We start from the raw sequence: 17,984 nt of genomic DNA on the forward strand, positions 1-17,984 counted from the left end.
TAACTATCAACCACAAAGGCTGTTTCATTTAATGTAGTACCCGCTAATCCGTAAATCAGATTGCCATAAAATAAAAAAAGTATAAAAAGAATATATTGGTATTATATCCTTTCTTTTGTATTTCGACAAGAAAATAATTATTTGGCGGGTCCAGCTATTAGTATATGAAACATGATGTGCTAATAGATTCCTGCCCCAATATTATATATCTGAAAACAAAATTGGATTAAAGTTAGCTCCATATAATATTAATTTAAAAGAGTATTTATTCCCCTTTGTATTTATTCGGTTAAAAATTCTTTAATGGGGGGTTAAAAAATTTTTAACCTATGTATATACCTTAAAAAAATTTTAACCTACCCATTATTATTAAATGTTGAATTAAATACCTTAAAAAATTTTTAAGGTATACCATAAAAAATCTTTAACCTATACCTTAAAGATTTTTTATGGTAGTTTTAAAAGTCTTTAACCTAGATTTAAGTATTTTTAAGCTGTATTAATAAATCTTTAACCGCCATAAAAATCCTTAAAAAAAATCCTACAATTCAATTATTGTAGGATACCAAACTTGATAGATTCTGCTTCAAAATTATATTGTTCCAAAGCATTCTTGATTAGCTGTACATATCGTTCTTCTAGCCAATCTCTGGCAAATTCATTAGGTGCAATGATGGTAATGTCGTTATTTTCTCTTTTTAACAATACATTCGCAAACCAAGTATCATATGATGGTTTACTAATTTTCGCAGATATGAAACTTTTAATGAAATTCAATAAGGCCTGCTCTTCTTTATCCATGTCTTTCTCATGACGGACCTGACTTGCTAGTTTGCTCTTATTTCTTTTACTCGAGGATTTAATGAGCTCTCCATATTGCTGCCACTGGCGGTAAATTGATTCAAAGTCAATTTCTGTTTCTAATTTCACTGTTTCGTTATTATCTATCATGGTTTTAACATACTTTTCGTGTTCAAGCTGCAACCTTTTTGGCAAGCCTAGTTTTTCCTTTTTTAAAGCCTTCTTTATGTGCGGTGGAGCATCATCGGGAATAACAATGTCCGGGTCACCATAAATGAGCTTTTTTGAAAGCAAAGGAACCTTTTTCCGGATCTTAAAAATCGGACCTTCCTCTACTCCTTCTCTGGAGCGATTCCAAACACCAAATTTATATGCAAACCCATATCTTTCAAGAATATCCATATATGTATGTACGGTTGGTCGAGATTTGTCCATTTTCAAACTGATCAGTTCAAAGTTTGGAAAACACCAATCCTTGTTTCCATAGGCAAACCGTTTTAAATGTCCATATAGGGCAAGCCCTTCTGCATTTAAGAAATACCCCCAGAAGTCGAACAGATAGTTATTAAATATAGTTAGTTCCCCATCAATGTAAGGAATGCTTTCCCCATAACTGTCTAAGGAGAACTTTCTAACCTCTTCTTCGGTATACTTTACTTTATCTTGTTCCGGATAATAGTAAGTCCTGGTTACTAAACTTTCTTGGCTCTCTTCTTTTATTAATTTTAAGCGCGGTTCAAGAATACCTGTATCTATGCTCCTGTAATAATCAAGCCTATCCTTCCCGCCTTTAAGATTTGTCTTATCATCTTGCAAAACAAAAAACCTCCGTTCCCCTTTCCCCTCCCAAATAGAGATGAAAAGACACGCAGATTTCAGACTTGATAATTATTGCCCCTTTTTGTAAAATAGGATTAATTAATGCAAGTAAGAAATCCCGCCTTCATCAATTTCATTTAATCTTCCAGCGGCCAAACTGAATGGATTAAATGAGATGCCCAGGTGGGTTTTTTTATTTAAGTGAATGTTTAAATGGAGTCTCTTTTTTTATCATCATATCAAATATATCGGTTGGTTTCTATAAAACTGTTGGCCAAGTAGCTTGAATTTTGTCGAAAAAGTTGGTAAATAAATGCAGAAAAGACCCTAGCATAAAGAAACCGAAAATAAAGTCAGCTCTTAATACTAGGGTCTATCCCTTTAATTATCCAGTTGTGTGTACCTATATTAAAACATGAAGAGAATGAAAGTTCAATAAGATAACCAATATTAAATTAATCTAAATAACTATCATTTGCTAACGGACCGATAACCATATGGGAGTCAGGGAATAGTTCCAAGTAATTTATTGGCTTTCCAACATTAATGAATTTGCCTGTTTTACTTTGGTTTTTAATTTCTTGGTCAAATATGGTATCAATTAATTTTAATGCTTCAATATTTGTAATTTGCTCAAAATTTGGTAATAACGGTATAATGTCATTTATTGTTGAATCTGATAAATCTCCTAATATATCACTTTTAATGTTTCCTGCATCGTCCAGATTTTTTCTCACTGGTTGCCATTGGTTTTTGGACTCTAATTCAAAAACAAAGGGTGTATCACCATCGAAACCGCATAAAACAAAGTCTGTATGGAAATTAGAATACTTAGCCTTCATAAAATCTGAAAGGCTGCTGGCAACAGAAGTCTGATTCTGATTTGGTAGATTAGAAGCAAACTCTTTTAATATATCTCTGATATTGATATTATTTTGTCTTCCGGTTCCAAAAACAGATATTCCAGTACCGTTCTTTTTTATATAAAATACTTTTTGGATAGTTTCTGTTCCTATTACTTTATCCGGGGTTCTAAGGGACAGTAAGCTATCAGCAGACATTATTATTGAAGTTCGGGTATAGATTGTCACTCTTGCAGTCATTAAAAAACCCCTTTTTAACTAGATTTCTTTATGAATTGTATCACATAAATTATTAATGAATAAATAAAAAAAGCCCTCTATAAAGAGAGCATAAGTTCCAGCTGGCCGCTATTACTAATGTTATAGCTTTGTACCTTTTTCTTTATTGTATCGGTAGAAGCGGTTTTAACTTTCATGAATGTGTAAGCTAGGCGGTTAGCAATGGCTTTGATCACTCTGCCATCAACTGATTGCCCTAGCATTTCGTACTTTCTTATTTTTTGGATATTCTCGGTAAAACTAAAATGCTCTGGAATACCCATAATCCTCTTTATTTCATCAATAGATAAGAAACGAAAGCTTTGTCCATCATCACTTAAAACATGGCTATTTGACGCACATTGGCTCGTATAGCGCTTAGGAATGCATTGTATTCTTTCCGCATCCTTGCGAACAAAAGTGAGCTCCAAACTTCTATCTTTCCAGGCTTCACGACTGTTAAAAGACTCCATGAACTTTTTTACACACTTCCATTCATGCTGTACGTTTGAGCGGTCAAGGAAATCTTTTAACTTCTTTCTTCTAACCTTTGGAGCAGCAGGGAAATCGAATGTAAGGAATCTTTCTTCATTCCGGAAACCTACTGCGTAAGTCCTTCTTCTAGTGGCTAGAGAGCCAAAATCCCATGCTTCCAATTCCTTTTGAGCCCAGAATGGGTAATCATCATTTAATAGGCTTTTAAGGGACTCCCACGCATTGCTTTTATAAAACTGTGGTACATTTTCAAAGAATAGGATCTCTGCTTTAGATGAATGAATGATCTTCGCACATGCTGTTACTAAATCATTCATTACATTGCCCTCCTGAAAGCCAAGGCTGGAATGCTCTGAGCATGGAAGGGACACAAAAGCCATATCCACTTCAGCAATGTCCTGACAATCACGTAAATCTCCGCAGAACACGCTTGAATTCGGGAAATTATGTAGCAAGACTTCGACTGAATCATCCTCTAATTCTATTTCTTGTATAGGAGTAAAATAGCTAGTATCCTGAAGAACGCTCGTTCCTACTCCCGCACCGGCACAGACAGATAATAAACGAATACGCTGGTCCTTAGGTGTTGGGATTGTGCTATTTTCAAACAAGCGATATTCAAGCGGCCGGATTATAATTTGTCCCTTATTTCCTTGTTTAAAGACATTAACCTCTATTTTTTGGTTAATATCGAGAAAAGAACAATATTTATCTCCAGCTGTATCTACCAATGGTCTTTCCTTCCCACTTATTTTACTCTTTCTTGAAGCAACATGTATAGTATGAACATCTTGCTTATCTTCGAAAGGGAAGTTTTGCAATAAGATTTCTTCGTTTTCCTCATTAATACGGATGAAAACTTCTCCCTTAACCTCAAAGCCGGCAGCTTCACAAACCATGTGCTGTAAGAAAAGACGAGGTTTCTCTGGCTTTCCTTTTTTAGAAACGGTATATACCTTCTTTAGTTTTAAATTCATTATGAATACCCCCGTAGTTTTTATTTGCTCTCACTCATAAAACTTAATTGTTCTTGTATAGCCGCCATCCTGGTTGCATATATCAAAATTCGATATCCTCTTGATAGAAAATTCTCCGCTTTTTTGAGTAATAAATAGGGTCCAATTGTTCTAATGCCTCACCATAGGGCTCAATAACATACAGAGGAGAAATCTTCTTCTCAGCCTTTACTAAACAGTCCATCCGTTCTATGAACTTCTGAATAGATTGAGGGATGGTCAATTTAGTCGCAGCCTTGAGAGTTTCTTCAATCACCTGCACGTTATAAATATCAGACCAAAATATATCAATTAACCGTTTTACAATTTCCTTCGGCTCGGTATCTGATGTATACGAACAATATATTTGCATGATAATCCTCCTATAATTTGAAAGGACTTCCTGGTGAGGAAGCCCTTAAAAGTGTTTGTTATGATTTGGAATATTCAGCTGTCATTAAAGAATCATAAAGAACATTGCTATTAAACAACACTCTCAATGCGTCTTCGCTGGAATGATTTCTCCATAGCATGTCCTTTTAAACGAAACTCAAATATAACTGTTTTTTGGCTACAAATCGTTCATTTTTTCTTCCTGGAAAATGGTTTCCGCATCCTCTGAAAAAAGAAGGTAATGAGGACGGTCTAGGTCAATCCCATTTCCTATTTGTTCACTGTAAGGAATAAAATCCACTTTAATGTCCTCAAAGAATAAAGGTTCCTCCATGAGGCCATTAAAACAGTCATCTTCCCTCAAAGTACCTCTGTAGGCAATAGCAATATCCAAATCACTTTCGCCTGAATGAGTCCCATTAAGTCGGCTTCCAACAATACAAATCATAGTTGGTTGAAATTCACTAGGTCCCAAGGATAGAAAACAGCCTTCAATATGGCTCATTACAGCTCCATGAATATCGAATATATTTAATGTGTTAAATAACTCATTATTTTTCATTTTTAATTTCCCACCTTAAAGTATTTTAAGTTCTTTGATGAACTTAAATATTTCTTCAAATTTTTTATTGATGGCTTCTCTTTCTTCACCCATAGGGAAGGCTAAGCCGTCACGAGTTCCAGCAACAAGGTAATCGGATCTTCTGCCGGCATCCTTTAATTTATCTTGAATGAAAGATTCAAAGGCACGAGCTGTAAGTTCCAGATTGGCTGACCAATATTTCCCCACCTTATTTTTATCCAAAGAAATTGAAGCCTGATAGTAATTGGACATTGGTGATGGATAAGGTATTTTGTCTACCCTTTCGCCAGTTTCGACTTCATGGTACCAAGCAATGGCTTGTGCAAATGCCTTAATATCCCTCTCTGATTTTCTTTTCAACTTTTCCCTGTCCTTATCGGTAATATAGGATAATGAAGAATAGTAGCGCAATTGAGATTCAAGCTTTTCTTGTGCATTAGAGATTTTCTCTTCCATTGCTTTAAAAAGGTCTCCACCATGACGCTTGTATATTGTTTTAAAAGCTATTCCTCTCCATCTATCACCGGGTTTATTGGTGTTCTCATAATAGCCAATACTACTTCCGCTTTTAATCGTATCGATTAATTCTGTAAACAAAAGCTGCAGGAAGGAATCTAAATGTCTACCAAGAGTATCGGGTTCAGAAGCGTAACCCCTTCTCCCATTTTTTGATTTATGGCTTAGGTTATACAACCTTGAGTCAAGGGAGTGAAAAAATTCATGTGCTAGCACACCTAAGCAACCTCTCTCTTTTGTCATGTTTATAACATTGGAGATTGGTTCAAAATGTGCCAATGCATTACCTCCACGTCCACGGGCGCCGTAAGCCATAGCAAGTGTTCCATCAAGAGAAACAGCTTTATAGTCTACACCTAAAAGCTCTGCCAAATCCATAAAGGCTTCAGATGAACGGAGAATATGTTCCATTCCCTTTTCATCTTCCATGTAATGGCCAAATTCCACACCGCGGAAACCGAAGAAAGTTATTAGATCTTCCGGTTTTTCGATAGGACTTTGAGCTCCGCCAGTACGATCTGGACGTTCAGGAAGATTTCTTTCCCAAACAGGCTTTCTTGTAGAAGTTTGCTTTTTCTCCTTTTTAGTAAGAAGTTCATCCCAGGAATTAACCTTCAAAGCATTGGTTAAAGTGCTTGTATAACTTGCCCTGCTCCTAAAGAAGTTACAAAACTTATCTCCAAGGCTTCTTAAACCAATTTCATATGCTTTTCGGGTTTCATTTAGAATCCCTTTAGTGGATACAGCTTTTTTGTACATTTGTTTCCACTGTTCCGAACCTTTCTCAAGACAATCTAATTCGGTTTTGAGAGTTTCAAAAGACTTTTCATAATAACTAAGGTTATTTCTCTCTTGCCTTAGTAGACTTGCTACATTATTAATAAAGGTATAAAATTCATCCAACGTCTTAACTGGCTCCATTAAAGCAAGAAGATGTTGGGCTGCCTTCATAAATTTGAGCCGGCTTTCTTTTGAATCATCTGTAGGTTTTGAATCAATCCGCTGAATCAGCAATTGTTTTGCTCGTGCTACAGCTGGTTCAACTTCATTTTCCTTTTCCTTCTGTAATGTGAATCCCTTAAAGAGTTCATGCTTTGTAATGACTTCAGCGGCTAATACTGAGCTGAAGCCTTCAATTTCCTCTAATAAGGCACCAGAATGATTTTCCTCAAATGCTTTTCTTAAAGCAGCAATATCTTTACGGGCAAGCCCGATCTTTTCGCCTACGTCATATGCAACCTTCTTAGAAGATTGTTGTTCAGTCCGGATATCCAATAAAATTGATTCAACTGGCGCAGTCTGAAATAAAGACAATTGATTTGTTTCCATATTTAAATTCCTCCACATTGGTTATTAATAATAAAAAAGAGGCAAGAAGAATTAACTTCTTTGCCCCTCTAATTTGTTTTGACTGTTCCTCTTTATAACTTAAAAGGAACATGCTGACCGTCACGATATATTAATTCTAATCCCCCAGGAAAAGTTTGTGTTCCATAAACGTTATTGAATACAACACCCTCTTTAAGGAGTCTAGAAATGGTTTGTACAGCTTCCCCTGGACTATCCTCATAAGAGAGAATCTTCTCATCAAGGAAGTTGTTTTTTTTGTCCCAATAACGTGCAACAACCTTGTGTTCATCAACACAACTATTATCTGGTCTCACATAATAACCGAATTCAAAATTACTGAAAGAGCAAACTTTGTTGTATTCACTAGACATTTTGTCTCCCCCTTACTATTTATTGAAAAGTTCCTCACAATAAATGTTTATAAAAGCCTCTTCATCTGAATATCTTTTTTTGATATTTTGGTTTACACAATTTTGATATCATGCGTAGTTTTTGTATCAAATTTCTCACAGCATATGACACATGCTTTTTTCGTCATAGAACATGATTTTTAGCCCACCTATACCAGCTTTAAGATTTTTCCGTTTGGATTTATTATCTTCACGGAAACTTCCCTTTTTGTGCGTATCTTGTTAATAGTGGTAAGACTGCCATTATCATGAGTCTTTTGTTCCTGGGTAGGAATCTTTTTAACAAGTTCCAGTCCTTGAACCAAATGATAGTTTTCTCCCTCTCCAATTTCTCCATTCACTGCGCCAGAGGCCAAAAGGAGGGCGAGTTGACCAACATTTAGCGGTAGAATTGGATTTCCTCCAATTTCTAACTGCCTTGGTTTTGAACGATTCATAAATGCCTGGAATCCCTTACTATTACGAATGCCTTCTGAGTAATCAGATTTATTCGCTAGTTTGGTATAGAAAGTCTTTAACTCTTCTATTCCAGAAGGAACATTCCATTTCTTATTGGCAGCTACGAATTTATCAATTGGAGTAACTTTTGAATGTACAAATTCCTCGGATTCCATATTGGTCAGGAAGTCAAAAAGCTTTTGATTAAACTCTTTATGCTTTCCTGATTTCTTGTTTCCAATAAAAATGCACTGGTGAAAGTCATCATAATCCTCATCAGAGAACCGCATCATTGCAATGTTATAAAAATGAGTGGCCAAAAACCGTGCTATCCGCTTGTCAGCATATCTATAAGAAGGAATGACATAAATCATTAATCCCTTCTCCTTTAGATAGCGGGTATTGCGATATAGTTCGGTACATTCTTTACGGTCAGCTGATTCATCATCCATTCCCTTCATAGTGAAGTCATAAGGTGGGTTGAGATAGAGCAAAGAAACAGCGTCATTTTGTATAACCATTGACTCTATTGGTGCATTAAGACAATGGGTTAATAAATGCTGTGCTTTTTCTGCCCTAGCTTTATCCAACTCAACTCCATAGGTAGAGATGGTACAATCCTCTTTATTAAAAGGAGCAGATAATTGGTTTAAGATCTCTCCTTCACCACAAGTTGGGTCTAGCCAAACTCCGCTGCCTTCTACTTCTAGTAAACTAGTAAAATATTCTCCCTGGCGTGATGGTGTTGCAAAGAAACCTGCCCGGATTTTATTTCCAACATGGCTCATATTAAATGATTCCTCCTAGAATGTTAGTTTTAGTTTTAGTCCAGCTGCTTAAGTTATGCTTTTCAAGAAAGTCCTCATAAGGATCTTTAAACGTATCAAGCAAACTAATAAGCTCTTTAAATAGTTCCTCTGGAATAGCGGCCTTTTTAAAATAGTTCCGAAGGTGTGTAAGTGCCACAACCTTGAACATTTTATCCTGTTCGGCATAAGCCCCTTGAATTGCTAAATATGCAAGATAAGGAAGGCTTTCTTTTGCTCTAGACAGGAAAGGTTCAACTGATTCGCTGTTTTCGTAGCAATGCGGTAACGGCATTGGAAGTCCCCCTTTAAACATAAAAAGAGAGGTAAAAAGTTTACCCCTCCTTAGCAAATGCTATTATTTTATATGCCTGCCACTTTTCCATAAATATTAACTCCTAATAAGACTAAATCTTTTCGGAATGGATGTTTTGGAAGGCAGTTGTGGCAAATTTTTTCCTCCACGAAATCCTTAGTATTAACCAGGACTTCAGGATATTCTTTAAGGCAGATTGTACAAGTGACAATTTGCTCCCCTTTATATAATTCAATCCGGACATTTAATAGCCTGCAGATTGCTTCGAGGGAATCATCTTCAGTAATGTCGAGTTCATCCAATTTAGCAAGCTCATTATCAGAAAGAAGTTCATAGGTATCAGTGTGAATATACATTTCCAGATACCCTTCATCTTCTGATTCCTGAAGCATTGGAGTGAATCCGAGAACTTCATCGATTCTTTCCTCTAAGTATTCATGCAGGTCACAGGCAATGCCATTAAAAGCAATAGAGCCCTCCGGTAAAATTACACAATATAGATTTTCCATAGAAATTCCCCCAGTTAAATAAATTTACTAAAATAAAAAGCGTTCACCGTTTAGTGTGAACGCTTTTGTTTCTTCCCAATTAAAATGGCCAGTCATTTCCTGGGGTTATTTCAGTAGCACCAGCGAATGGGTCACCATCATAATCGTTATTATTGCTTGAGCCCTCCTCATCGTTAGAAGAGTTATTATTTCGATTTCTGGTATCAAGGAAACGTACATCATCTGCAATTACTTCCATAAAGTAATTATCTTTGCCGTCCCTAGTAAATTTACCGGTCTGCAAGGATGCTTCAACAGATACCAAACTTCCTTTGCTAAGGTACTTTTTACAATTCTCAGCTAATTTTTTGAACACCTTAACTTGGATAAAATCTGCTTCCTTTTTACCCTGGGAGTTCGTATATTTACGATTTACAGCTATAGTAAAAAGTCCAACTTTAGTTTCTGAACCTCGTAGATCTGCCATATCCTTTGTAAGGCGGCCAATTAATACGACGTTATTCATTACAAATACCCCTTTTCACTTAGTGATATAAATTTGTTGTGTCCGATAATTATATGATCTAGGCAGTCAATACCCATAATTTTTCCGACTTCAGTTAAACGCCGTGTTACCTCAATATCTTCTTTCGAAGGCGAGGGATCACCGCTTGGATGCTGATGAGCCACAATAATAGAGGCAGCCCCTATTTTTAGTGCTTCGCGGAAAATTTCTCTTGGGTGAACTATAGTGGCATTCAATGAACCTTTAAAGATAGTTTTTCTACCAAGTACAACATTTTTCGTATTTAAAAAAATTACTTCAATTTGTTCTTGGTCTAATATAGACATATCCGAAAAGTATTTAGCAGCATCTTCTGGAGAACGAACAATATACTTGTTTTCAAGTTTGAACCTGTTCATTAGTCCAGCAAGACCTAAACATGCAATAATGCGATCTGCAATCGTTTCTCCAATGCCTTCGTATGAAAGTAACTCTTCTTTTGATAAAGAAGAGAGCCCTTTTACTCCCAATGAAGCCAATTGCCCGGTAATGGATGGGTTTGCTTTTGGACCAATTACTACCGCTAACAAGTTTTGTAACGAAGTATTTTCAGTACCATAGAAAACCATTTCTTCCTTTGCGATAGCAAAGTGTTTGTTCATAGTTAAACAACAACCTTTCTTAAAGTTTCTCAAGTTTCTTAATTCGCTCAATGCTTATAGGTCAATAAAGTAGGTGAGAAACGCCTTTTTAGCACGTTCGAAGATTGAAGGGCGAGCGTTATAATTAGTACTCATGTGATACGTATTTTCCCCTTTAAATCTCCACATGACTGTTTCGGCGGTTGCTTCTTCTACAGCTGCAACGAAAGTTAATACTTCCCGGGTAGCAGAATTTTTATCAACGGCTTTCGCGCGGAAAATCCGACGACTTCCATCTTTCATAAGTATTTCTGCGGTAAGGCGGTACTTTTCAGTGTTGCTTAAAACCTGCACTCGTTTTCTACAATCCTCAAATACATCATTTTTACTACCTAATACCTCTGCCAAAGCTCTCATTACTTGTTTCCTCCCTTTCTGGAATAAAGAAATATTTTTATTAGAACGCAAAAAAGCGCCCTCCAGAATGGACTTTTATTGACACAAAAAATTGTGTTAAAAAGTCTCATCCCAAAGGACGCTGCGTTTAATAACTTAACCCGCTAACCAAAATGGTTGCAAAAAAATCAAAAAATCTAAAGAAGTTATGAGTTAAGTTTACTATTATTTGCCTATTAAGGCAATAAATATTTAAATATTTAATTATTGAATGCTTATTAAGCACCCTACGAAATCTCTTTAACTCTAGTATTTGATAGATGGAAATAAGTAAGCTTTTTCCACATATTTTCTAGTGGGCCACAGTTAAATTTTTTAATCCACCATTTACTAATAATCAGCTGCATGGAAATAATGATTAAAGCAATTGTTATCGTGTGTATTGTTGATATTTTACCGTATAACCCTAAGACTTTAAAAATTAAAAATCCAGTAAGTGATTGAAACACGTAATTACTTAAGGACATTCTTCCAACATATGATAGAGCAGTTTGAAACTGAGCTAGTTTATTCGCAAACTTTACCATTAATAAAGCGTAAAATAATCCAACAATAGGACCACCGAATACTTCAGCTAAGTGAGAGAATAACATATTAGATGGTCCGATGAGCGGGAGAGCCTTTAAAGAAAGTCCGATTACACCGGAGCCAATTAATACTAAGTTAACATTAAGCCGATTTTCTGCGATCACTGAAAGCAGATTACTTTTAGCTAGGGATAATCCAAACAACAACATTGGGAAGATGCTAATAAAAATAAAAGGAAGACTTGCTAAACTGTATAATTGAGACCATTCGTGAATGTTTTGATTAAAAGCAGCTAGTATACCACTATGGTACTGTTTAATTACTTCTTGGATAGCCGATGTATTATCGTAAGGTATTATCACAGCCTTTGTAACGAATAGCCAAAGACCATAAAAGGCGTTAGGAACAAGCCAAAGGGTTAATCCAATTTTAAATAAAAGTTTGGCACTCAGACGGTAAAAAGGCAGTAAGAGCAATCCCAGGAGTGCATATACCACTAAAATGTCTCCATGCCATATAAACAGAGCATGAGCAAGTCCAATTATCAGAAGTATGATCAAACGTTTGAGAAATACAAAGTATTGGTTCAATCCCTTCTTTTCCGCGCTTTGAAAAACAAATAACATACTTACACCAAAAAGGGTGGCAAAAACCGGATAAAAACTTGATTGGACCAACAGTGATAGGATGTCATGCAATAATTTCTCTGCAGGTGTATGCCAGTAAGAGCTAGGAAAAGAATCGTATATCTCGGGCCAAGCGAAAGAAGGAATATTAACTAGAATTATGCCTAAAATAGCTAGACCTCTAATGGAATCTATAATATGTATGCGTGAATTCAAAACAAATAAGCCTCCATGGAAAAAATACTATATACTTATTTTAACTGATTTAGTGTCCGTTTTCCTTAATATTTGAATTGAGAGGTTGTTTGTAATGGGAAAAGTAATAGATATCAGGACAATAGCAAGACCAATCGTATTTGAGGATAAAAAAGCAAAGTTGGAAGAGAGAAGGAAGGAAATAATAGAACAGCATATTGCACTTAAGGAAAAAGCCTTAAATCTTTTGAAAAAATAAAAAAGGGACTGAGTGAACTCAGTTCCCTTTTACTTATTAGTAACCCCTAATTGCATTTTTGTTAAGTGGAATAATTTTTTCGGATTCCCTTAATGCATGATTAACTGATTCGATTGTTTTCTTAAGTGACGAACGTAAATCACCAGCATGTTTAGAACCGCTGATTACTGTCGGTCCTAGGTTTTTGTAAGTAGAAACATATTTACCGTTATAAACAGCTGGAGATATTTTGACCACTACAACCTCGTCAGTACTTTTGTAATTCGCAAGCTCTTTGCTCATGATCTCCCTCCTATCACTAATTTCATAAAATCAAAAAACAATTCATTTTGATTTATTATAGCATATTCTATCTCTGCCATGTATGCCTCCGCTGTTTCTTTTGTCCAATTTGTATCTAAATTGAAATGTAAACAAAGAACTGAGTTTCCTATTGGCTCTGTAATATAAAGACATTGCTTGTCTTGTCTAAAGGCAAAAAGACGAGTTTTATTATTAAAGGCACTTACAACAAAAACATCTGTCTCATCTAAGGAAAACATATCATTTGCTGTAATATCTCCTGCAGTCCCAATTAAATCTAATGCTTGTTTTCCATTATAGGAATAAAGCGATGCAGCGTGACATCTTTGTATAGTGTTAACAACCAGCGGATTAAAATCACGTGCTTGAACAATTTCGATGGGATTTCTACTAAGGAAATTGATACTCTTTTGTAAAACTCTTGACCAGTCTTCGAGAGGTCCTTTTTTAATTTCGTTTTTTTCTTTTAGTATATCTAATGTTATATCTGCGTATTCTAACAAATAAGTAGCAGAAGTCTTTAATTGGTCAATTTCATCCCGTTCTGAGATAAATTTTACAACAGATTTAAGAGAGGTACTCAACATCGCTGAAATATTTTTGGCATGTTCCCTTGAATGGGCAATGTCATACTCATAAAGCCAATTCCATTTACTGTAAACATCATACAAAAAAGCCCATACAAAAGGATCAGCTATCTGTAACATTCTTTTATATAAGTTTTCTGTTCTCATTTGCTCCTCTACCCAGTCTTTTATAGGGTCAAACGGAGAGCTAGGCAACCTATGATGGTCACTAACGTAAGTGTCAAAAATCCTTTTAAAATCATCCTTCATAGACATAAAGTTGTTTTTTACTTCTGGATTTACAAAAACCAAAATATGCTTTTTCTCCTGAAGAGCTGCCTGATATTCTAAGTAGGTTGGAGTGACATTTCCTCTCATTAATGTTGAATTAGCACCAGATTTTTTGTTAATGAGTAGAACGAAAATATCACAACTACGCACCACTGTTAAACATTGTTGCAAAGTGTCTTTTTCCCAAGTACCAAAGTCACCCGCTTCAAATATCGGCACTTCATAACCACTATCTTCAAGATGTTCCTTTATTATTTTGCGTGGGCTTTTCAAGTCTTCTTCATAAGCTGAACTAATGAAAATGCGCGTTTTGTTAATCAAGTGTTTTCCCCTCCATATAAAAGGGACATATTGCTTGTCCCTTTTATAATTTCTATAAAGTACCTCAAATTCCTTTTTTAAATTGCAAAAGCCATTTGACCAGATTCATTATGTGTTACTGGAAGCGGCTCTAAATTAGCAATAGTCACGTTTTTCTCCCTTTTTTTTCTTTCTGTGAGTCCTTCAGATAGAGCAGATAGAATCAAGAAATTAAGAGCGGCCTTTTTTGTTTCATCCGTAAAGGAACCATATCGCCACCCTAACCACTGGTGAACATATTCTGCAGCTTCTGATTTTGTTGTGATCCCTTCCTTACAGACAACAAAGGTAACTTTATTCCAAACGAGTTTCGTCTCTTTAAATTCCGTACAATCCGGGAAAAAGTAGAGAGATGTTCGATTTACCCTTTGCCTGTTTTTTAGGAAAGTATAAAGTTCATTTTTTTCCTTGTTTAATTCGATAGTAATATAGAAAACCTCATTCTTATTTTTAGTGGCTTTCTTATTTACCGTCTTGTTAGGAAGGAATACTAATTCTCCATCGTATTTCATGGCTTTTGGCTTGATTTCAGAGCGGTCAATACAAATACCCTCTGTATCTTCCCATGCACCTAAAACGGCTTGTATTTCATCCTCCGAGATAAGGGAAAGACCGTCTCTTTCTTGAATATACAAAAGGTGTTCAAGAAGCAATCTGCGGCCTTCTAACGTCATCCCGCCCGGAGCATAGGAGTCTGTTAATGCCCTTTCATAAGTCTCAAAGTTATTTGCTGCTTTGGTGGATTCATCTATATCAAATAAATCAACCTGTTCTGGCTTGTCCACTTGCTTTAGGATACGATTATAATGCTGCCTTGGAAAAATCTCGCGTAGTCGAATATCGTTCCTCATTTGAAGCATAAGGGTTTTCCATTCAAGCAATCCTTCATAACGATGCCCCTCTGCTATGAATCTCATTAGCATTGGATCCTTTCCGCTAACCATTCCACAAGTCCAGCAACCTAGCCTTCCTCCGGATGCCCCGCAAGAACTATTCTCTTGCTCTGTTGAAGTTTTTATACCACATTCAAGTATACCTTCGCCGTACTGGATGGAAAGTTCTTCAGCGGTTATTAAACACCAAAATTAACCGAATATAGATATTATAAAATAAAGCATTTCTTTTCGATAATGAATTCGTAAATTCCCGGATTTAAAAAATTTTTTTTAATAACAAAACTAAGAAATTATAATTAACCGGATTATTTTTTTATACCCTTATTAAAATAAAATCATAATTACCCGTATTATTTTAACAACATATTGTTATATCTATCTTTAAATTACCGTAAGCCCGAATTATAAAAAATAAGCGCACCTTTCGGTACGCATCACGAATAGCCGTAAATCCCGATTTTTTTCAATCGAATTTACGGCTTATTTCAATTTTTGCCCACATTCGGCCTGAATCACTTTTGACCAGGGCATGTATTGATCTAAAATTTCAGGTTTTTGATGGATGCCAAGATTGGGCAGATCCGTCAAAAGTTTCTTCAAGTATTCGTAGAAATCTACACCGTTACTTTTGGCAGTTTCTGCGATACTGAGACAAATGGCGTTCGCTTTTGCGCCGGCTTCACTGACTGAGAAAAGCCAGTTTTTTCTCCCCACGACGTTAGGGCGGATGGCGTTTTCAGCGGGATTATTATCGATTTCAACGCGCCCGTCGTTCAGGTATGCTCTAAGTCCATTTGCCCTGTTCAATGTATATTCAGCTGCTTTCGCCAGCGCATTTTTTCCATAGAATGGTGACGTTTCAACCCATTCAAGGAATTTATCTACAATTGGCTTCGAATATTTCTGGCGTTTTTTTCTTCGCTTACTCGGAGACAAATGTTTAAATTTCCTTTCAAGACGGTATAAATCGTCACAAAAGCTCACACCTATACGGCCATTTTTGCTATCCGCCTTCAGCCAATAACGGCGAACGTGGGCCCAACAATTTGCGAAAGTAACGCCTTCCAACTTGCCATAGGCAGAATAACCATCGCAAATAATCGTTCCTGAAAAGCCTTCAATGAATCCTTCAAGGACGGATCGGGCTCGCGATAATGCACTATGAAAGAGAGTTATTGGTGGTCCTTGGCAAGGAACACTTCGAGACACCCAATTATAAGCATTGGTTTGACCCGATTTACCATCGGAACGGTGGAGTATTTGTCCATATGTTTCATCAATATGTAAAAGCGATTTATTCATCATCAAATCTTTCATTCTTTCATAAATAGGCAATAGCCAATCGTGTGATGCACGAATGACCCAATTCGAAAGATTCTTATCGTTGGTATTCAGGCCGTAACGATCCCATTCCTTAACCTGGCGGTAAAGGGGGAGGTATTGCGCAAATTTATCATAGATGACTTTGGCAAGCACGCTAGGGCTTGCGATGCTACGTTGAATGGCAGGCTGCGGTGCCTTACCACGTTTAATTTGGGCTTTTTGAAATGAATCACCTTTACAATTTTTACATTCATAAGCATGTTCTATGTGTTGGACTTTCTTCATTTTTGCGGGAATAAATTCTGCTTCTTCGCGCACGATTGTACTTCCAATTTCAATCATTTGTCCCTGGCAACAGTCACATTGTATATTTTCTGGATGATAGTGAAATGCTTCAACTTCGATATCATCTCGTAATGAATCATTTCGTTTTTTCTTTTTAATAGTTCGAACAACAGTATAAGAAATGGTCTGTTGGCTTTGTTCTTCTGTGTGCTCAGATTCGCTAAAAGACGGGTCATCATCAAATAATGACGATTGCCCTTCTGGTGCGTTATATCTTGATTTTTCAGTTTTAGAACCATATAAGAGTTTTGTTAAGTGCCGAAGTTGTTGCGTTAACGCTTCGTTCTGTTTCAACGATTGATCCAATTTTTTTGATAGCTCCTGGTTTTGTTGATTCGAATGAGCCAACTGCTCTTCGAGCAATCGAATTACTCTATCAAATTGATTTTCATTCGTAGAAGAAGTATTCGCCACATCATTCACCACTTTTCGTTCGGATTCACTTCTTTTATTATAACGAGTTCGAACAGTGGAATAAAGATAAAATGAAGGGCTTTAACGAATTTAGAAGGCACCTTTTGGTGACTGCTGAATCGCCTTTGGCTGCTGGATAGATAACCCCTCGAGGAGCCACCTGAGCTCCTTTTGAGAGAGATTCCGTACTTCGTTTTCATCCTTTGGCCATTGGAGTTTTCCGTTATCCAAACGTTTATATAGCATGGCGAAGCCATCACCGTCGAAATATAAGCATTTATAGCGATCTTTACTCCATCCTGAAAACAAGAAAATGGAATCCCCGTATGGATCCAATTCAAAGGAATCTTGAATTAATGTGGCTAGTCCGTCAATACCTTTTCTCATATCAGTTTTACCGCAAATGATGTAAATATTTTTTACGCTAGTAAAATCGTGTTTCACGGATTTTTCAACTCCCTCATAACCGTTTGGATGATGTGCTCATCTACGCCGTTGAAGAAGGAGATTTCGGCGTTGCCGGTTTTGATCGTGCAAGTAGGATTTGGAGAAATCACTACTGGATTTGGTGCAGAAGTATTTTTGTTTTCGGAATGTAATGTAACGGGGACGATTGTGAGTTTTTGCTGCGGCATATGAAAAAGCACCTCCTTAAATTGATACGTTGATCATACCAGGAGGTGCTGCTGTTTTTATATGCGTTGTTTGAATACGGGCTTACAAATTACCAATGTTTGATGGTTTC

Annotated in this window: 21 protein-coding genes; 1 reads left to right on the forward strand and 20 read right to left on the reverse strand. The window is 36.4% G+C overall.

The window, feature by feature from the left end:
• Positions 1-552: 552 nt before the first annotated feature.
• From FAY30_RS26015 to FAY30_RS26085, 14 genes are all read right to left on the reverse strand, one after another.
• A complete protein-coding gene (locus tag FAY30_RS26015; RefSeq protein ID WP_149872900.1) occupies positions 553-1,617 on the reverse strand; it encodes a DnaA N-terminal domain-containing protein in 1,065 nt (354 codons plus the stop codon).
• Between the two features lie 458 nt (positions 1,618-2,075).
• Entirely contained in the window at positions 2,076-2,723 is a 648-nt protein-coding gene (locus tag FAY30_RS26020) for a hypothetical protein (protein WP_149872901.1), read from the reverse strand.
• A gap of 77 nt (positions 2,724-2,800) precedes the next feature.
• Positions 2,801-4,213 carry a DNA cytosine methyltransferase gene (locus FAY30_RS26025; RefSeq protein WP_149872902.1) on the reverse strand — a complete coding sequence of 471 codons (1,413 nt, stop codon included), beginning with the start codon at positions 4,211-4,213 and terminating at the stop codon, positions 2,801-2,803.
• An 82-nt stretch (positions 4,214-4,295) separates the two neighbouring features.
• Positions 4,296-4,604: a hypothetical protein gene (locus tag FAY30_RS26030; protein ID WP_149872903.1), complete on the reverse strand. Its 309-nt coding sequence runs from the start codon at positions 4,602-4,604 to the stop codon at positions 4,296-4,298.
• Between the two features lie 198 nt (positions 4,605-4,802).
• The gene (locus tag FAY30_RS26035) at positions 4,803-5,186 is read right to left on the reverse strand and encodes a nucleotidyltransferase domain-containing protein (RefSeq protein WP_149872904.1); all 384 of its coding nucleotides are present in this window, start codon (positions 5,184-5,186) and stop codon (positions 4,803-4,805) included.
• Positions 5,187-5,201: 15 nt separating this feature from the next.
• Complete coding sequence (locus tag FAY30_RS26040) at positions 5,202-7,052, reverse strand: LPD1 domain-containing protein (RefSeq protein ID WP_149872905.1); 1,851 nt, start codon at positions 7,050-7,052, stop codon at positions 5,202-5,204.
• Positions 7,053-7,144: 92 nt separating this feature from the next.
• A complete protein-coding gene (locus tag FAY30_RS26045; protein ID WP_149872906.1) occupies positions 7,145-7,444 on the reverse strand; it encodes a hypothetical protein in 300 nt (99 codons plus the stop codon).
• Positions 7,445-7,632: 188 nt separating this feature from the next.
• The gene (locus FAY30_RS26050; RefSeq protein WP_223821045.1) at positions 7,633-8,709 is read right to left on the reverse strand and encodes a DUF6094 domain-containing protein; all 1,077 of its coding nucleotides are present in this window, start codon (positions 8,707-8,709) and stop codon (positions 7,633-7,635) included.
• Position 8,710: 1 nt separating this feature from the next.
• Positions 8,711-9,022, reverse strand: a complete 312-nt coding sequence (locus tag FAY30_RS26060) for a hypothetical protein (protein WP_149872907.1) — start codon at positions 9,020-9,022, stop codon at positions 8,711-8,713.
• A 68-nt stretch (positions 9,023-9,090) separates the two neighbouring features.
• On the reverse strand, positions 9,091-9,552 hold the full coding sequence (locus FAY30_RS27410; protein ID WP_190284982.1) for a hypothetical protein: 462 nt from the start codon (positions 9,550-9,552) through the stop codon (positions 9,091-9,093).
• Between the two features lie 79 nt (positions 9,553-9,631).
• Entirely contained in the window at positions 9,632-10,057 is a 426-nt protein-coding gene (locus FAY30_RS26070) for a single-stranded DNA-binding protein (protein WP_149872908.1), read from the reverse strand.
• Positions 10,057-10,698 carry a RadC family protein gene (gene radC / locus FAY30_RS26075; RefSeq protein ID WP_149873076.1) on the reverse strand — a complete coding sequence of 214 codons (642 nt, stop codon included), beginning with the start codon at positions 10,696-10,698 and terminating at the stop codon, positions 10,057-10,059. The genes FAY30_RS26070 and radC overlap by 1 nt, the downstream gene beginning before the upstream one ends.
• Positions 10,699-10,752: 54 nt before the next feature.
• Complete coding sequence (locus tag FAY30_RS26080; protein WP_223821046.1) at positions 10,753-11,145, reverse strand: DUF6018 family natural product bioysynthesis protein; 393 nt, start codon at positions 11,143-11,145, stop codon at positions 10,753-10,755.
• A 215-nt stretch (positions 11,146-11,360) separates the two neighbouring features.
• Positions 11,361-12,503, reverse strand: coding sequence for a DUF418 domain-containing protein (locus tag FAY30_RS26085; RefSeq protein ID WP_149872910.1), 1,143 nt, complete (start codon positions 12,501-12,503; stop codon positions 11,361-11,363).
• Between the two features lie 94 nt (positions 12,504-12,597).
• Here FAY30_RS26085 and FAY30_RS27415 point away from each other — a divergent pair, with 94 nt between their 5' ends.
• Positions 12,598-12,741: a hypothetical protein gene (locus FAY30_RS27415; protein ID WP_190284983.1), complete on the forward strand. Its 144-nt coding sequence runs from the start codon at positions 12,598-12,600 to the stop codon at positions 12,739-12,741.
• Between the two features lie 36 nt (positions 12,742-12,777).
• Here FAY30_RS27415 and FAY30_RS26090 read toward each other — a convergent pair whose 3' ends face one another.
• From FAY30_RS26090 to FAY30_RS26115, 6 genes are all read right to left on the reverse strand, one after another.
• Positions 12,778-13,023: a hypothetical protein gene (locus tag FAY30_RS26090; RefSeq protein ID WP_149872911.1), complete on the reverse strand. Its 246-nt coding sequence runs from the start codon at positions 13,021-13,023 to the stop codon at positions 12,778-12,780.
• Positions 13,020-14,222 carry a DUF4062 domain-containing protein gene (locus tag FAY30_RS26095; protein ID WP_190284984.1) on the reverse strand — a complete coding sequence of 401 codons (1,203 nt, stop codon included), beginning with the start codon at positions 14,220-14,222 and terminating at the stop codon, positions 13,020-13,022. Before FAY30_RS26095 ends, FAY30_RS26090 begins: the two co-directional genes overlap by 4 nt.
• 77 nt (positions 14,223-14,299) lie before the next feature.
• Positions 14,300-15,178, reverse strand: a complete 879-nt coding sequence (locus FAY30_RS26100) for a hypothetical protein (RefSeq protein WP_149872913.1) — start codon at positions 15,176-15,178, stop codon at positions 14,300-14,302.
• Positions 15,179-15,637: 459 nt separating this feature from the next.
• Positions 15,638-17,239 carry an IS66 family transposase gene (gene tnpC / locus FAY30_RS26105; protein ID WP_149873074.1) on the reverse strand — a complete coding sequence of 534 codons (1,602 nt, stop codon included), beginning with the start codon at positions 17,237-17,239 and terminating at the stop codon, positions 15,638-15,640.
• 90 nt (positions 17,240-17,329) lie between these two features.
• Entirely contained in the window at positions 17,330-17,683 is a 354-nt protein-coding gene (gene tnpB, locus FAY30_RS26110) for an IS66 family insertion sequence element accessory protein TnpB (RefSeq protein WP_223821044.1), read from the reverse strand.
• The gene (locus FAY30_RS26115; protein WP_149872886.1) at positions 17,680-17,874 is read right to left on the reverse strand and encodes a hypothetical protein; all 195 of its coding nucleotides are present in this window, start codon (positions 17,872-17,874) and stop codon (positions 17,680-17,682) included. Before FAY30_RS26115 ends, tnpB begins: the two co-directional genes overlap by 4 nt.
• Between the last annotated feature and the right edge of the window lie 110 nt (positions 17,875-17,984).

The organism is Bacillus sp. S3 (genome assembly GCF_005154805.1).
GTDB lineage: Bacteria > Bacillota > Bacilli > Bacillales > Cytobacillaceae > Neobacillus.

Bases quoted from the DNA above. Each gene is read 5' to 3' on its own strand.
- FAY30_RS26020 (WP_149872901.1), bottom strand. From the start codon at position 2,723: ATGACTGCAAGAGTGACAATCTATACCCGAACTTCAATAATAATGTCT.
- FAY30_RS26025 (WP_149872902.1), bottom strand. From the start codon at position 4,213: ATGAATTTAAAACTAAAGAAGGTATATACCGTTTCTAAAAAAGGAAAG.
- FAY30_RS26030 (WP_149872903.1), bottom strand. From the start codon at position 4,604: ATGCAAATATATTGTTCGTATACATCAGATACCGAGCCGAAGGAAATT.
- FAY30_RS26035 (WP_149872904.1), bottom strand. From the start codon at position 5,186: ATGAAAAATAATGAGTTATTTAACACATTAAATATATTCGATATTCAT.
- FAY30_RS26040 (WP_149872905.1), bottom strand. From the start codon at position 7,052: ATGGAAACAAATCAATTGTCTTTATTTCAGACTGCGCCAGTTGAATCA.
- FAY30_RS26045 (WP_149872906.1), bottom strand. From the start codon at position 7,444: ATGTCTAGTGAATACAACAAAGTTTGCTCTTTCAGTAATTTTGAATTC.
- FAY30_RS26050 (WP_223821045.1), bottom strand. From the start codon at position 8,709: ATGAGCCATGTTGGAAATAAAATCCGGGCAGGTTTCTTTGCAACACCA.
- FAY30_RS26060 (WP_149872907.1), bottom strand. From the start codon at position 9,022: ATGCCGTTACCGCATTGCTACGAAAACAGCGAATCAGTTGAACCTTTC.
- FAY30_RS27410 (WP_190284982.1), bottom strand. From the start codon at position 9,552: ATGGAAAATCTATATTGTGTAATTTTACCGGAGGGCTCTATTGCTTTT.
- FAY30_RS26070 (WP_149872908.1), bottom strand. From the start codon at position 10,057: ATGAATAACGTCGTATTAATTGGCCGCCTTACAAAGGATATGGCAGAT.
- radC (WP_149873076.1), bottom strand. From the start codon at position 10,698: ATGAACAAACACTTTGCTATCGCAAAGGAAGAAATGGTTTTCTATGGT.
- FAY30_RS27415 (WP_190284983.1), top strand. From the start codon at position 12,598: ATGGGAAAAGTAATAGATATCAGGACAATAGCAAGACCAATCGTATTT.
- FAY30_RS26090 (WP_149872911.1), bottom strand. From the start codon at position 13,023: ATGAGCAAAGAGCTTGCGAATTACAAAAGTACTGACGAGGTTGTAGTG.
- FAY30_RS26100 (WP_149872913.1), bottom strand. From the start codon at position 15,178: ATGAGATTCATAGCAGAGGGGCATCGTTATGAAGGATTGCTTGAATGG.
- FAY30_RS26115 (WP_149872886.1), bottom strand. From the start codon at position 17,874: ATGCCGCAGCAAAAACTCACAATCGTCCCCGTTACATTACATTCCGAA.